Source organism: Marinobacter alexandrii, from assembly GCF_005871205.1.
In the GTDB taxonomy this organism is placed as follows: domain Bacteria; phylum Pseudomonadota; class Gammaproteobacteria; order Pseudomonadales; family Oleiphilaceae; genus Marinobacter; species Marinobacter alexandrii.
This window is the reverse complement of record NZ_SWKM01000011.1, coordinates 826,280-839,544: the sequence shown is the minus strand read 5'-3', so window position 1 is coordinate 839,544 and position 13,265 is coordinate 826,280. Positions and strand designations below refer to the sequence as shown.

At 60.9% G+C, this 13,265-nt stretch carries 15 protein-coding genes; 1 reads left to right on the top strand and 14 read right to left on the bottom strand.

Annotated features, from left to right (window positions below):
- Positions 1–134: 134 nt before the first annotated feature.
- From FCS96_RS04180 to urtA, 13 genes are all read right to left on the bottom strand, one after another.
- Complete coding sequence (locus FCS96_RS04180) at positions 135–320, bottom strand: hypothetical protein (RefSeq protein WP_138438958.1); 186 nt, start codon at positions 318–320, stop codon at positions 135–137.
- A gap of 44 nt (positions 321–364) precedes the next feature.
- On the bottom strand, positions 365–1,003 hold the full coding sequence (gene ureG / locus FCS96_RS04175) for an urease accessory protein UreG (protein WP_138438957.1): 639 nt from the start codon (positions 1,001–1,003) through the stop codon (positions 365–367).
- 31 nt (positions 1,004–1,034) lie between these two features.
- Positions 1,035–1,742 (bottom strand): urease accessory protein UreF, encoded by a 708-nt coding sequence (locus FCS96_RS04170; protein ID WP_138438956.1) that lies wholly within the window; start codon positions 1,740–1,742, stop codon positions 1,035–1,037.
- Entirely contained in the window at positions 1,720–2,271 is a 552-nt protein-coding gene (gene ureE, locus FCS96_RS04165) for an urease accessory protein UreE (RefSeq protein WP_138438955.1), read from the bottom strand. The genes FCS96_RS04170 and ureE overlap by 23 nt, the downstream gene beginning before the upstream one ends.
- A gap of 32 nt (positions 2,272–2,303) precedes the next feature.
- The gene (gene ureC / locus FCS96_RS04160) at positions 2,304–4,007 is read right to left on the bottom strand and encodes an urease subunit alpha (protein WP_138438954.1); all 1,704 of its coding nucleotides are present in this window, start codon (positions 4,005–4,007) and stop codon (positions 2,304–2,306) included.
- Positions 4,008–4,152: 145 nt separating this feature from the next.
- Positions 4,153–4,470: an urease subunit beta gene (locus FCS96_RS04155; RefSeq protein WP_138438953.1), complete on the bottom strand. Its 318-nt coding sequence runs from the start codon at positions 4,468–4,470 to the stop codon at positions 4,153–4,155.
- Positions 4,471–4,480: 10 nt separating this feature from the next.
- Entirely contained in the window at positions 4,481–4,783 is a 303-nt protein-coding gene (ureA, locus tag FCS96_RS04150) for an urease subunit gamma (protein WP_138438952.1), read from the bottom strand.
- A gap of 44 nt (positions 4,784–4,827) precedes the next feature.
- Positions 4,828–5,736, bottom strand: coding sequence for an urease accessory protein UreD (locus FCS96_RS04145; RefSeq protein WP_138438951.1), 909 nt, complete (start codon positions 5,734–5,736; stop codon positions 4,828–4,830).
- Positions 5,733–6,431, bottom strand: a complete 699-nt coding sequence (urtE, locus tag FCS96_RS04140) for an urea ABC transporter ATP-binding subunit UrtE (protein ID WP_138439640.1) — start codon at positions 6,429–6,431, stop codon at positions 5,733–5,735. Before urtE ends, FCS96_RS04145 begins: the two co-directional genes overlap by 4 nt.
- Positions 6,432–6,448: 17 nt before the next feature.
- Positions 6,449–7,273 (bottom strand): urea ABC transporter ATP-binding protein UrtD, encoded by an 825-nt coding sequence (gene urtD, locus FCS96_RS04135; RefSeq protein ID WP_138438950.1) that lies wholly within the window; start codon positions 7,271–7,273, stop codon positions 6,449–6,451.
- Positions 7,270–8,391, bottom strand: coding sequence for an urea ABC transporter permease subunit UrtC (gene urtC / locus FCS96_RS04130; protein ID WP_138438949.1), 1,122 nt, complete (start codon positions 8,389–8,391; stop codon positions 7,270–7,272). The genes urtD and urtC overlap by 4 nt, the downstream gene beginning before the upstream one ends.
- Positions 8,392–8,394: 3 nt before the next feature.
- Positions 8,395–9,999: an urea ABC transporter permease subunit UrtB gene (gene urtB, locus FCS96_RS04125; RefSeq protein ID WP_138438948.1), complete on the bottom strand. Its 1,605-nt coding sequence runs from the start codon at positions 9,997–9,999 to the stop codon at positions 8,395–8,397.
- A gap of 104 nt (positions 10,000–10,103) precedes the next feature.
- Complete coding sequence (urtA, locus tag FCS96_RS04120) at positions 10,104–11,402, bottom strand: urea ABC transporter substrate-binding protein (protein ID WP_138438947.1); 1,299 nt, start codon at positions 11,400–11,402, stop codon at positions 10,104–10,106.
- Positions 11,403–12,132: 730 nt separating this feature from the next.
- Between urtA and FCS96_RS04115 the strand changes: the two genes are divergently transcribed.
- A complete protein-coding gene (locus tag FCS96_RS04115; protein WP_138438946.1) occupies positions 12,133–12,402 on the top strand; it encodes a ComEA family DNA-binding protein in 270 nt (89 codons plus the stop codon).
- A 43-nt stretch (positions 12,403–12,445) separates the two neighbouring features.
- On the opposite strand, the gene FCS96_RS04110 is transcribed toward FCS96_RS04115, so the two are convergent.
- A complete protein-coding gene (locus FCS96_RS04110) occupies positions 12,446–13,261 on the bottom strand; it encodes a helix-turn-helix domain-containing protein (protein ID WP_138438945.1) in 816 nt (271 codons plus the stop codon).
- Positions 13,262–13,265: the final 4 nt, after the last annotated feature.

The window sequence follows — 13,265 nt, the reverse complement described above, 5'->3', positions numbered from 1 at the left end:
CTACACACTAGCCTAATCGTAAGGCGACTTCCTACCCGTGGGACGTAAAATTTGGTAACGCCAATACGAAAAAGCCGCTCGTGTTCGGAGCGGCTTTAAATAACATCAAGGAGCGGATCGGTTAAGAACTTTGCTCAATCCTGTCCATCTCGTTTATGCCGCGTCAGTACATAGATGCCAACAGCGGCAACCGCGCCAGCCGCCAGGAAATATTCGATATGCACCCCATCGCCAAGGGCTTCGTGGCCGGCGTGACCAAAGGCAGCGCCAGAGATCAGAAGCAGGCCAGCAGTCAGAGTCAGTCGGTTAGTCAGTTTCATGGTTGTCTCTCCGTCGTTCGTTTAAAACTCAATATTCGGTTTCGTTAAGCGGTTTCAGCAAGCTTCTCAGGCCGGCGCTCTGGCAACATCCCCCGCTCCAGAATGAAGCTGATAATCGCCTCCAGCCCTACCCCGTCGTACAGGTTGGTGAACACGAAAGGCCGTTCGCCGCGCATTTTCTTGCTGTCCCGCTCCATTACATCCAGGGAGGCGTGTACCTGTTCGGCGATGTCGATCTTGTTGATGATCAGCAGGTCGGATTTGGTGATGCCGGGGCCGCCTTTTCGGGGAATCTTGTCGCCGGCGGACACGTCGATCACGTAGAGGGTGAGGTCGGACAGTTCCGGGCTGAAGGTGGCGGAGAGGTTGTCGCCGCCGGATTCCACCAGCACCAGCTCCAGGTTCGGGTGGCGGCTTTGCAGATCGTCGATGGCCGCCAGGTTCATCGAGGCGTCTTCGCGGATGGCGGTGTGCGGGCAGCCGCCGGTTTCGACGCCGAGAATGCGGTCCGCTGGCAGGGCATCGTGTTTCAGCAGGAAGTCGGCGTCTTCCCGGGTGTAGATGTCATTGGTGACCACGGCGATGTCGTAGTGGTCTTTCAGGGCCTTGCACAGCTGGCGCAACAGGGCGGTTTTACCGGAGCCTACCGGGCCGCCGACTCCAACTCTCAGACAATGTTTCATGGCGTGTTCTCCTGTTTCTGTTCTTTGTTGTTCAGCTTCTGAAAAGCCGTGAATACTGGGTTTCGTGTAGGGCGCTGCCGAGCGCCAGGCCGGGCAATACCGGGCCGAGTTCGTGGTCTTCTTTCTGTAGGGCGTGGTCCACCGCCATCACCAGTTTCGGGCGCAGCCGTTCGGTCAGGCGCTGTGCGGCGGTGTGGCCCAGGGGCATGGCTTTGCACGCCACCGCCAGCTGGTTTTCCAGCCAGGCCCAGGCGAAGCCGAGCAGGGTCTGCCGGGCGGGTACGGTTCGCACGTGGGCGGCCCAGGCAAACAGGGTGACGTAGCCGGGGTCTTTGGGTAGAAGGCCTTCTTTCGGCAGCAGTTCCAGGCTGCCGAGCAGGCGCACCAGGGCCGCGCCCAGGCGCAGGTCTTCGTCCACCAGTTCGGCGGTTTCCCGGGTGGCGTGCAGCCAGTCGTTCCACTCGGCCACGGTGCTGCCATCGTGGTTGGCCCAGGCTTGCTGCAGGCGTACCAATAGCGGCAGTTCGCATTGGGTCAGGCCGTCTTCCAGCACGCCTTCCAGCCAGTCGCCCAGTTCGTTCTCATTGGTCACCCAACCCAGCTCGAAGGCGCTCTCCAAGCCCTGAGACCAGGCAAAGGCGCCGATGGGCAGCGCAGGGCTGACCAGCTGCAGCAGGCCCAGCAGGGCCAGGTCGCCCACGGCCGTTTGGCTGCTGTCAGTGAGAGTGAGTGTCGTCATGGTTATGGCCGTGGCTATGCGAGTGGCTGTGTCCGTGTGAATGGGAATGCTCGCCCTGCCCGGATTGGGCATAGGCACCGGGTTCCGGATCGAACGGCGCGCGGTGGTGTTCCAGGGTGGCGCCGAGCCGCTCGGCCAATTCTTCCAACACATGATCGGGTGGGAAACGGACCCAGCCGGTCTTGCCATCGAGAGTACCGTCGTTGGCGGCATCGTCGCTGCCTATTGCGAGAGACACATGGCGGTTACCCAAGTGGTAGCACAACCGCGCCAGGCCCAGGCCCGGTTCGATGCGAGCGGTGACGACAGGCTCATCGGCGGCGCGGATGCGAACGATCTCACCGGTTTCGGCCTGCAGGAAGGCGCCTTCGCGCAATACCTGGCCGCGATCGAGGAACAGGCCGACGTCGTAACCGGTGTCGGTTTTCGCCCGCAGGCGGCCGCGCATTCGCAGCTCGAAGGGCAGCGTGAGGTGGTCGTGGATTTCGGCGGTTTCTACCGGGCCGACCCGTTGGGTAAGTTCAAGCATGTGGGCTCCTGAAGCAGCCATGAGCTGTCTATTCAAAAAAGGTGATAACGCTGGGCCAGCGGCAGTTCGGTCGCCGGCTCGCAGGTAAGCAGTTCGCCGTCGGCGTGCACTTCGTAGGTTTGCGGGTCTACGGTGATGTGCGGGCATTCGGCGTTCAGTTTCATATCGCCCTTGCGCACGGTGCGCACGCCTTTACAGGCGGACAGGCGGCTATCCAGCCCCAACTTTTCCTTGATACCGGCATCGATGGCGGCCTGGCTGACAAAGCTCAGGCGGGTGGCACTGGCGGCTTTGCCGAAGGCGCCGAACATCGGGCGGTAGTGCACCGGCTGAGGCGTGGGTATGGAGGCATTCGGGTCGCCCATGGGCGCGGCGGCGATCATGCCGCCCTTCAGGATCACGGCGGGTTTCACGCCGAAGAAGGCCGGGCTCCACAGCACCAGGTCCGCCAGTTTGCCCACTTCCACCGAGCCCACTTCGTGGCCGATGCCGTGGGTGATGGCGGGGTTGATGGTGTACTTGGCGATGTAACGCTTGGCGCGCAGGTTGTCGGCGCCCAGGGCTTCGTCTTCCGGCAGCAGGCCGCGTTGCTGTTTCATCTTGTGGGCGGTCTGCCAGGTGCGGCACACCACTTCGCCCACCCGGCCCATGGCCTGGGAATCGGAGGCGATCATGGAGATCACGCCCAGGTCGTGGAGGATGTCTTCTGCGGCGATGGTCTCCCGGCGGATGCGGGAGTCGGCGAAGGCGACGTCTTCCGGGATGTTCGGGTCCAGGTGGTGGCACACCATCAGCATGTCGAGGTGTTCATCGATGGTGTTCACGGTGTAGGGCCGGGTCGGGTTGGTGGACGACGGCAGTACGTATTCCTTGGAGCAGGCGGTGATGATGTCGGGTGCGTGGCCGCCGCCGGCGCCTTCGGTGTGGTAGGTGTGGATGCAGCGTTCTTTGAATGCGGCCAGGGTGTCTTCCACGAAGCCGGATTCGTTCAGGGTGTCGGTGTGGATGGCCACCTGTACGTCGTATTTGTCCGCCACGGTGAGGCAGTTGTCGATGCTCGCTGGCGTGGTGCCCCAGTCTTCGTGCAGTTTCAGGCCAATGGCGCCAGCCTGGATTTGCAGTTCGAGGGCTTCCGGCAGGGAGGCGTTGCCTTTGCCGAGGAAGCCGATGTTCATGGGCAGGGAGTCTACGGCCTGCAGCATTTTACCCATGTGCCAGGCACCGGGGGTGCAGGTGGTGGCGTTGCTGCCGGTGGCCGGGCCGGTGCCGCCGCCGAGCATGGTGGTGATGCCACTCATCAAAGCCTCTTCGACCTGCTGGGGGCAGATGAAGTGGATGTGGGCGTCGATGCCGCCGGCGGTGAGGATTTTGCCTTCACCGGCGATGATTTCGGTGCCGGGGCCGATAACGATGGTGACGTCTGGCTGGGTGTCCGGGTTGCCGGCTTTACCGATGGCGGCGATGCGGCCGTTCTGGAGGCCGACGTCGGCTTTCACGATGCCCCACCAGTCGAGGATCAGGGCGTTGGTGATGACGGTGTCCATCACGGTGTCGTCTGCCAGTTGGCTTTGGCCCATGCCATCGCGGATGACTTTGCCGCCGCCGAATTTTACTTCGTCGCCGTAGTGGGTGCTGTCGCTTTCCACTTCGATCCATAGGTCAGTGTCGCCGAGCCTTACGCGGTCGCCTACGGTGGGGCCGTACATGTCGGCGTAGGCTTGTCTGGTGATTTTCATGCTGTGCCTCTTTCCTTAATCTTGGTGCGAGAGCAAGTGGGAACTACTTTCCGAAACCCGCTCAAGCACATCCCTGTGGCGCTTGAGCTCCGCCATCCATGGCTCCGCACAGTTTCGGAAAGTAGTTCCCACTCGCTCCCCGATATCATTTCGTGGAGTCCAGAGGGCCCATGACTTCAGCTCTGAAACCATAGATCTCACGACTACCGCTGAACGGAATCAATGTCACTTCTCGGCTTTGGCCGGGTTCGAAGCGGATGGCGGTGCCGGCGGCGACGTCGAGGCGGTAGCCGCGGGCTTTTTTGCGATCAAACGTCAGGGCCGGGTTGGCTTCGGCGAAGTGATAGTGAGAGCCGATCTGGACCGGGCGGTCGCCGGTGTTGGCGACTTCAATCTGAATTCTCTCGAGGCCGGCGCAGAGTTCGATGTCGCCGCCTTTGAGCTGGTATTCACCGGGGATCATGGCGGGCTCCTTACACTATCGGGTTGTGGACGGTGACCAGCTTGGTGCCGTCCGGAAAGGTGGCTTCCACCTGCACTTCGTCGACCATTTCGGCGATGCCGTCCATGACGTCTTCACGAGTGAGCACTTTGGTGCCAGCGGTCATCATTTCAGCCACGCTGCGGCCTTCTCTGGCGCCTTCCATGATTTCGGCGCTGATCAGGGCGACGGCTTCCGGGTAGTTCAGTTTCAGGCCCTTGGCCTTGCGGCGTTCGGCCAACAGCGCGGCGGTGAACAGCAGCAGCTTGTCTTTGTCTCTGGGGGTCAGTTCCATCAGTTATTTCTCTCTTAGGCTCTTGTTCTGTATGTGAGTCTTGTTCAGGTCAGCCAGATTCTGGGCACGCTGGCCGGCAGCCCGGTGAGTCGTGGCCGTAGCAGTTCCCAGGCTTGTTGGCACAGGGCCCAGGCTTCGTTGCGTTCCTGCCCCAGGTAGCGCAGCAGCACAACGCCGCGGCGGCGGGTGACGGCCCAGCGGTGGTTCTCGGGCAGGGTTTCTCTTAGGGCTTCGATGGCGCCGGCTTCGTCGTCCAGGCCCACTACCCACAAGGTGGTCTGCACGGTGGCGCCGCCCTGGCCCCAGTGGCCTTTAAATCTTGGATGGGCCGGGTCCATGGGTTGGCGTTCCAGCCATAGAGGGCTGCCGTCCATGAGTAGGCGGAACTTCTGTTCCAAATGCCCCGTGACGAACGGCAGGTCGCTGGCCGGGCGGCCGAGGGCGAGGATTTCCCAGCCCAGGCATTTGGCGCCGGTTTGCAGTTCGATGGTGGTGGTCTGTTCGCCCCGGGAACCGTCGAAGGCCAGGGTTTCCTGGGGCAGGTATTCGAGAACGCCGCCCTTGGCGACGGTGAGTTTTGTGTGCTGGGCCCAGGCCACGCCGTGGCTGTCGGCTTTGTAGAGTTTGGCGGCGGCCGGTGTGGTGAGCAGGGTGTGGGCGCCCTCGCCTACCTGGGCCTCAATGCTCAGGGCATCGCCGCTGACCAGCCCGCCCGGCGGGTGCAGCAGGTACACGTGGCAGCAGCCGTTGCGGCCTTCCGGGTAGAACGGCCGCTGCACGCGCAACGGCCCCTGGTGGCTAATGCCTGTCATGCGGGTGGCGGTGTTGTCGCCGTCCGGGCGCAGCTGGAAGCCCAGTTCGATAGACGCGGCCCAGCGCCGGCCGGCGTCGAAGCGGTGGCCGGAATCAGGGGCGGTGCCATCGTTGGGCTCTATGCGCTGGAAGACCGTCATACCGTCAGGTGCTTCTTGATGAGTTCATCGGTGAGCCCGGCGATTTCACCTTCGGCCACCCGGCGGCCGCGATCGAGGATGGCGAAGCGGTCGGCGTATTTGCGGGCGAAGGGCAGTTTCTGTTCCACCAACAGCACGGTCAGGCCGTCTTCTTTGATCAGCTTGCGGATGACTTCGCCAATCTGGGCGACGATGTTGGGCTGGATGCCCTCCCCCGGCTCGTCCAGGATCAGCAGGCGCGGTTCGATCACCAGCGCCCGGCCAATGGCCAGTTGCTGTTGCTGGCCGCCGGAGAGGTCGCCGCCGCGGCGGTGCTTCATTTCCTTTAATACCGGGAACAGCTCGTAAATACGCTCGGGGATTTTCTTGCTGCCGTCTTTGCGCACGGCCAGGCCGGTGCGCAGGTTTTCTTCCACGGTCAGCAGCGGGAAGATCTGCCGGCCCTGGGGTACGTAGCCGATGCCGAGGCGGGAGCGGTCTTCGATTTTCTTTTGGGTGAGTTCCACGTCCTGGGCGAATTCCAGGGAACCGCTTTTCACGCTTTCCTCGCCCATGATGCATTTCATCAGCGTGGTCTTGCCTACGCCGTTGCGGCCCATCACGCAGGTGCACTGGCCCTGGGGTACGTCCAGTTCCAGGTCCCAGAGGGTGTGGCTTTCGCCGTAGTACTGGTTGAGCTTGTCGACTTTCAGCATCAGGTTGTCACTGGACATCAGGCTTCCTCCCCGAGATAGACCTTGATCACTTCCGGGTCGTTGGAGACCTGGTCCATGGTGCCTTCCGCCAGCACACTGCCCTGGTGCAGCACGGTGACCTGGCGGGCGATGGAGCGCACAAAGCCCATGTCGTGCTCCACCACTACCACCGACTGTTTGCCGGCCAGGCTGGTGAGCAACTCGGCGGTGCGTTCCATTTCCTGTTCGGTCATGCCTGCTACTGGCTCATCCACCAGCAGCAACCGTGGCCGTTGCATCAGCAGCATGCCGATTTCCAGCCATTGTTTCTGGCCGTGGGACAGGATGCCGGCGGGGGCGCTGCGCAGGTCCTTGAGGCCGATCATTTCCAGTACTTCGTCGATGCGGCCCCGGTATTCAGGTTTCATGACCGCGGTCAGCGTGGGGAACACGCGCTTGTCGGCGGCCATGGCCAGTTCCAGGTTTTCGAACACGGTGAGGGCTTCAAACACCGTGGGTTTCTGGAACTTTCGGCCGATACCGAGGGAGGCGATGTCCGGCTCGCTCTTGGTGAGCAGGTTGTGGCGGCTGCCGAACCACACCGAGCCAGTGTCCGGGCGGGTTTTGCCGGTGATGATGTCCATCATGGTGGTTTTACCCGCACCGTTGGGGCCGATGATGCAACGCAGTTCGCCGTCGTCGATAGTGAGGTTCAGGTTGTTGATGGCCTTGAAGCCATCGAAGCTCACGCTCACGTCCTCCAGGTACAGGATGGGGCCGTGGCGTACGTCCACCGGTGACACTTCCGGGGTCAGGAATTCGAACACCTGGTCGCGGTTGGTCAGTTCCTGCAAGATGCTCATGCGGTTGCCTCCTGCGCCGGGGTGGTCGGTTCATCCTTGGTTTTCTTACGGGTAAACAGCAGGCCGGCAATGCCCTTGGGCAGGAACACGGTTACCAGCACGAACAGGCCGCCGAGGGCGAATAGCCAGGCGTCGGGCATGATGCCGGTGAACACGGTTTTGCCGTAGTTCACCAGAATGGCGCCAATTACGGCCCCGTAGAGCGTAGCCCGGCCACCCAGGGCGACCCACACCACCACTTCAATGGAGAACAGCGGCGAGAATTCGCTCGGGTTGATAATGCCGACTTGCGGCACATAGAGCGCGCCGGCGACGCCCGCCAGCATGGCGGACACCACGAACACGAACAGCTGTACCCGCTCCACCCGGTAACCCAGGAAGCGGGTGCGGGCTTCGGCGTCGCGACAGGCCACACTCACCCGGCCGAGCTTGCTGGTGACAATGCCCCGGCACACCACATAGCCAATGGCCAGGGCGATGCCGGTGGCCAGGAACAGGCCGAGGCGGGTGGCGTCGGTGCGCAGGTCAAAGCCGAGCAAGTCTTTAAAATCGGTCAGGCCGTTGTTGCCGCCAAAGCCCATTTCGTTGCGGAAAAACGCCAGCATTAGCGCAAAGGTGAGCGCCTGGGTGATGATGGAGAGGTACACCCCGGTCACCCGTGAGCGGAAGGCCAGGAAGCCGAACACCAGGGCCAGCAGGCCCGGTGCCAGCAGCACCATGATGAAGGCGAACCAGGCCATGTCGAAGCCGAGCCAGTACCAGGGCAGTTCCTGCCAGTTCAGGAACACCATGAAGTCCGGCAGGAGCGGGTCGCCGTAGACGCCGCGATCACCGATCTGACGCATCAGGTACATGCCCATGGCGTAGCCACCGAGGGCGAAGAAGGCGCCGTGGCCCAGGCTGAGGATACCCAGGTAACCCCAGACCAGGTCCACCGCCACCGCCAGCAGTGCATAGCACAGGTATTTACCCAGCAGGGTGACGGTGTAGGAACTCACATACAGGGCGCTGTCCTGCGGCATCAGCAGGTGCAGCGCGGTGACGACAATCAGGGCAGCGAACAGCACGCCCAGGAACAGTTGCGTGGAGCGTTCACGCAGAGGTCGCGTTAGCCACATACTTTAACCCTCCGCCGCACGGCCCTTTTGGGGAAAGAGTCCCCGGGGGCGTTTTTGAATGAACAGGATGATCAGTACCAGTACCAGGATCTTGGCGAGCACCGCACCGGCCCAGGGTTCCAGCAGCTGGTTGATGGTGCCCAGCGACAGGCCCGCCAGCAGGGTGCCCCAGAGGTTTCCGACGCCGCCGAACACCACCACCATGAAGGAATCGATGATGTAGCTCTGGCCCAGGTTGGGGCCGACGTTGGTGATCTGGGACAAGGCCACACCGGCCAGGCCAGCCACGCCGGAGCCCAGGCCGAAGGTGAGGATGTCTACCTTGGTGGCCTTGATGCCCATGGAGCGGGCCATGGCCCGGTTCTGGGTGACGGCGCGCACGTCCAGGCCGAGCCGGGTCTTGCGCATGATCAGCATCAGGCCGGCGAACACCACCAGGGCGAAACCGATGACATACAGGCGGTTCAGGGTCAGCGACAGGGCTTCGTTGATCATCACCGAGCCGCTCATCCAGTCCGGGGTGATCACGGTGCGGTTCAGGGGAGAGATCACCGTGCGCACCAGTTGCTGCAGGATCAGGCTGACACCGAAGGTGGCTAAGAGAGTTTCCAGCGGGCGGCCTTTCAGGTGCTGGATCACGGTGCGTTCAATGGCAATGCCCGCCAGCGCCGACACCAGGAAGCCGGCGGGGATGGACAGCATCAGCGCCAGGCCCGGCTGGCCCGGCAGCAGTTGCTGCATACCCCAGGTAGTGTAGGCGCCGAGCATGATCAGCTCGCCGTGGGCCATGTTGATCACGCCCATCACGCCGAAGGTGATGGCCAGGCCAATGGCCGCCAGCACCAGCACCGAACCGAGGGACAGGCCGAAATACAGGGTTTCGGCGGCGCGGTTCAGTTTCAGTTTCTGTTCGATGCTTTCCATGGCCTTGGTCGCGGCTGCGGCAAGCGCAGGATCGTCGCTGCGCATGGCCTGTTGCAGGGCCGCTCGGGCTTCGGAGTTGAGGCTGCCGGAGAGTGTCGCCACGGCGGTAATGTCGCCCTGCTCTTCCACCTGGTAGATGGCCAGGGCTTCGGTGAGCGCAGCTTGTACGTCGGCGCTTTGCTCTTCGTCAATCAGCGTTGGCAGGCGCTCGGCCAGGGTGCCACTCACGCTGCCTTTGAGGGCGCGGGCGGCCGATAAACGTTGGTCCTCGTTGGGACTCTTGAGATCAATCACCGACAGGATGCCTTCGAGTTCATTACGCAGGGCGTTGTTGACGCGAATGGTGTCGATGTCCCGGCGGGAAATCTCGCCCAGGTTTTCTTTGGTCAGTGCGTCTTCCACGGTCCAGTTACGGCCACGATTGGACAACACGATGATGAACTGGCCGCTGTCTTCAATGCGTCCGAGTTTATTGGCGCCGAAAGATTCCAGCCAGTACCGGGCACGGTCGTCGCCACTGCCGGCGATGCGGTTGATCACCGTTTTCTTTTCGGAGAAGGAAGAATCGGCCAGCGCGGTGAGTAATTGTTGTGCTTCGGTGTCTTCTACCTGGGCCAGGGCAAGGCCGGGCCAGAGCAGACAGCAGGCGAGCAGCAGATGGCTGAGCAGTCGGTAGATGCCCATGGTTGCGTCCTGTTCCTGAGAATAGAGGGTTGAGGGAATAAACGGTGGTAAAACGCGGGCGAGGATCAAGCCCCGCCCGCAAGCAGTAAAAACCGTTTTACAGCTTACTCGGCAGCGACCTCAGACTTGCCGCCACAGGTTCCGGAAACCACGTTAAAGTTTCCGCAGAACAGCGGCTTGCGCCAGTCACTGATGAGGTCTTTGGAACCCGGCAGGAAGTCAGACCAGGCATCGCCCGCCACGGTCGACGGCGTTTCCCAGACCACAGAGAACTGGCCGTTGTCCTGGATTTCGCCAATCAGCACCGGCTTGGTGATGTGGTGGTTCGGCATCATGGTGGCGTAGCCACCGGTGAGGTTGGGCACGCTTACGCCGATGATGGCGTCTTTCACCGCGTCCACGTCGGCAGTACCGGCTTTCTTGACCGCTTCGATGTACATGTTGAAGCCGATGTAGTGCGCTTCCATCGGGTCGTTGGTGACGGCCTCTTCGTTGCCGGTGTACTCAACCCAGGCGTCGATGAAGTCGTAGTTGGCGTCGTTGTCCACGCTCATGAAGTAGTTCCAGGCCGCCAGGTGGCCGACCAATGGGCCGGTGTCGATACCGGACAGCTCCTGCTCACCCACGGAGAAGGCAACTACCGGGATGTCGGCCGCGTCGATGCCCTGGTTACCCAGTTCGCGGTAGAACGGTACGTTGGCGTCGCCGTTGATGGTGGAGACCACAGCGGTCTTCTTGCCGGCGTTACCGAACGTCTTGATGTCGGAAACAATGGCCTGCCAGTTGGAGTGACCAAACGGCGTGTAGTTGATCATGATGTCGTCAGCGGCCACGCCCTTGTCCTTGAGGTAGGTCTCGAGGATCTTGTTAGTGGTGCGCGGGTATACGTAGTCGGTGCCTGCCAGAACCCAGCGCTCAACGCCGATGTCGTTCATCAGGTAGTCCACGGCCGGAATCGCCTGCTGGTTGGGCGCGGCACCGGTGTAGAACACGTTCTCGGAGGATTCTTCACCTTCGTACTGAACCGGGTAGAACAGCAGGCCGTTCAGTTCTTCCACCACCGGCAATACGGATTTACGGGAAACCGAGGTCCAGTTGCCGAAGATCACGTCCACTTCTTCTTTCGCCAGCAGCTCGCGGGCTTTTTCGGCGAACAGCGGCCAGTTGGAGGCGGGGTCGACCACCACCGGCTCAAGCTGACGGCCCAGGACACCGCCGGCTTCGTTCTGTTTTTCGATCAGCATCAGCATGGTGTCTTTCAGGGTGGATTCACTGATCGCCATGGTGCCGGACAGGGAGTGCAGGATGCCGACCTTGATCGGGTCTTCGGCGGCAACGGAGTTAAAAGAGATGGAAAGCGCCAGTGCAGAGAGGCCCAGTTTCACGTGTTTTTTGATGCTCATTTCGTCATCCTTTTCATTTTTGGTGAGGTTGTGCAATTCGTCTTAAACACCTCCTGCTCTGCATTAGTTGTTCCAGCACCAAAATAATCCCCTTATGTTCAGCGACTTAGTGGCTCATAAGGCACTTGTCATAGTGATAACGCCCCATCAGAACGCACCAAAACCCGCACCTGTGGTGCACCTTCGCACCTTACTGGTGCGGGCCCACTTTCCGGACCCCTTAAATATTCCTAAAAATCAGATTGTTAAAACTTTTTCCGCGGCTCAAACTAGCTCAGTTAGACATAAATGGCATGCTTCTTATTGGACACCCATCTGGCGCCCTGCCCCTTACTGGTGCAACCGTACTGAGGATCACTCCCAACTCTCAGAGCCCTCCCCTCCTTACACCTGCGTAGGAGATATCTCACACGCGCCAACGCGATTGTCCGGTTTTGCCAAAACGCGGCATGGCTACAATGGGAAGGGTCAGGGATGACAAGCCAGCAAGGATCGTTGGCTCAAGGACGATAGCTCCAGGGATTTGGAGTTGCCCTACGGATCAGGGCTTGCAGGGAAGATCGCAAGGATGACGCGCTCAGGATGAGCGCATGGCCTGAAGGAACAGGCAAGGGTCAGCCACGGAAAACGGGACCACAAGGAGTGTGGTCCTGTCCGTGCATTCGTTCCGGCTGTTTTGTGTCCCGACAACACTAAAAAGACGACAACTCAGCATCAGGAACACACTTCCATGAAACGCACTCCCTTTTTTGCCACCCTCGTACTGCTGTTCAGCCTGGTTACCGGCTTTGCTCACGCTGAACCGGCCGCCATCAACATCAACACCGCCGATGTCGCTACGCTGGCCGAATTAACCGGTGTTGGCCAGAGCAAAGCGCAAGCTATTGTGGCCTATCGCGAAGCTAACGGCCCCTTCGAAACGCCGTTGGATCTGGCCAACGTGAAAGGTATTGGCGAGCGCACGGTTGAGAAGAACGCCGAACGCCTGACTGTGGAGTAAGCCTGCCGGGCAGTGGCGATCTGCCGCTGCCCTGCTCCTACACTTAGTGACGCGCCCGAAAAAGATACTCGTCCGGCGCCATGTCGTTGCGCACCGCGTCGCGAATGGATGCGTCGATCTGGCCGCTGTCCAAATCATGTAAGCCGCAATTCGCGAGAGCCTTCCGGACAACCACACTCTGCCCCAGGTACTCGTATAGCACTCTGGCGCAACAAGGCATCCGCTCACTGTTGTCCGACACCCCAATTTTCAAGCCCGTCAGCCGGGTAACCCGATTACGGAAACTGGGAAAGAGAATGGTCTGCGTAATCTCATGGCGATTGAGCGTTTCGTAGTCCACCAGGAACAGCCGGTCCGTCAGTAAATAGGCGATGCCCTGATACCGATTGTGGCATGGCGGCTCATTGGTGGTTGCCCTCATTCTCTCCGTCCGTTGGAAAACCACGCGCTGGCCCCTTCGCTCCAGACACACCAGATTCTGAAGCACCTTTCCCGGCGCCGACATTGACTGGTAATACTCGTAGTAATACCCCAAATAGATATCAACGTCTCCCCGGGCGCCTTGATCGAGCCAATCCAGATGTTCCTGAAGGGAGCTGTCTTCCTGGTTCGGTTGATCACCGGGTTTCGGCCGAACGTCCACAACGCGCTGAAACTGGCCGTGCGGGAGAAGAATGTCCTGCTCGTCCACGCCAAAGAATTCGCAAATCCTGCGCAGTGTATTCGGGGATGGCTTGTGTTGGCCACTCAGGTATCGATTGAATTGCGGGCGATTGATACCGAGGCGACGGCAAACCTCCGCAATGGATTTGTAGTAGCTGCAGAGCAGCCTTAGGTTTTGATGCAGATCCTGATGCATTGGG

What these genes read in the sequence shown, in the direction of transcription:
- FCS96_RS04180 (WP_138438958.1), bottom strand. Translation starts at nt 320, where the DNA reads ATGAAACTGACTAACCGACTGACTCTGACTGCTGGCCTGCTTCTGATC.
- ureG (WP_138438957.1), bottom strand. Translation starts at nt 1,003, where the DNA reads ATGAAACATTGTCTGAGAGTTGGAGTCGGCGGCCCGGTAGGCTCCGGT.
- FCS96_RS04170 (WP_138438956.1), bottom strand. Translation starts at nt 1,742, where the DNA reads ATGACGACACTCACTCTCACTGACAGCAGCCAAACGGCCGTGGGCGAC.
- ureE (WP_138438955.1), bottom strand. Translation starts at nt 2,271, where the DNA reads ATGCTTGAACTTACCCAACGGGTCGGCCCGGTAGAAACCGCCGAAATC.
- ureC (WP_138438954.1), bottom strand. Translation starts at nt 4,007, where the DNA reads ATGAAAATCACCAGACAAGCCTACGCCGACATGTACGGCCCCACCGTA.
- FCS96_RS04155 (WP_138438953.1), bottom strand. Translation starts at nt 4,470, where the DNA reads ATGATCCCCGGTGAATACCAGCTCAAAGGCGGCGACATCGAACTCTGC.
- ureA (WP_138438952.1), bottom strand. Translation starts at nt 4,783, where the DNA reads ATGGAACTGACCCCCAGAGACAAAGACAAGCTGCTGCTGTTCACCGCC.
- FCS96_RS04145 (WP_138438951.1), bottom strand. Translation starts at nt 5,736, where the DNA reads ATGACGGTCTTCCAGCGCATAGAGCCCAACGATGGCACCGCCCCTGAT.
- urtE (WP_138439640.1), bottom strand. Translation starts at nt 6,431, where the DNA reads ATGCTGAAAGTCGACAAGCTCAACCAGTACTACGGCGAAAGCCACACC.
- urtD (WP_138438950.1), bottom strand. Translation starts at nt 7,273, where the DNA reads ATGAGCATCTTGCAGGAACTGACCAACCGCGACCAGGTGTTCGAATTC.
- urtC (WP_138438949.1), bottom strand. Translation starts at nt 8,391, where the DNA reads ATGTGGCTAACGCGACCTCTGCGTGAACGCTCCACGCAACTGTTCCTG.
- urtB (WP_138438948.1), bottom strand. Translation starts at nt 9,999, where the DNA reads ATGGGCATCTACCGACTGCTCAGCCATCTGCTGCTCGCCTGCTGTCTG.
- urtA (WP_138438947.1), bottom strand. Translation starts at nt 11,402, where the DNA reads ATGAGCATCAAAAAACACGTGAAACTGGGCCTCTCTGCACTGGCGCTT.
- FCS96_RS04115 (WP_138438946.1), top strand. Translation starts at nt 12,133, where the DNA reads ATGAAACGCACTCCCTTTTTTGCCACCCTCGTACTGCTGTTCAGCCTG.
- FCS96_RS04110 (WP_138438945.1), bottom strand. Translation starts at nt 13,261, where the DNA reads ATGCATCAGGATCTGCATCAAAACCTAAGGCTGCTCTGCAGCTACTAC.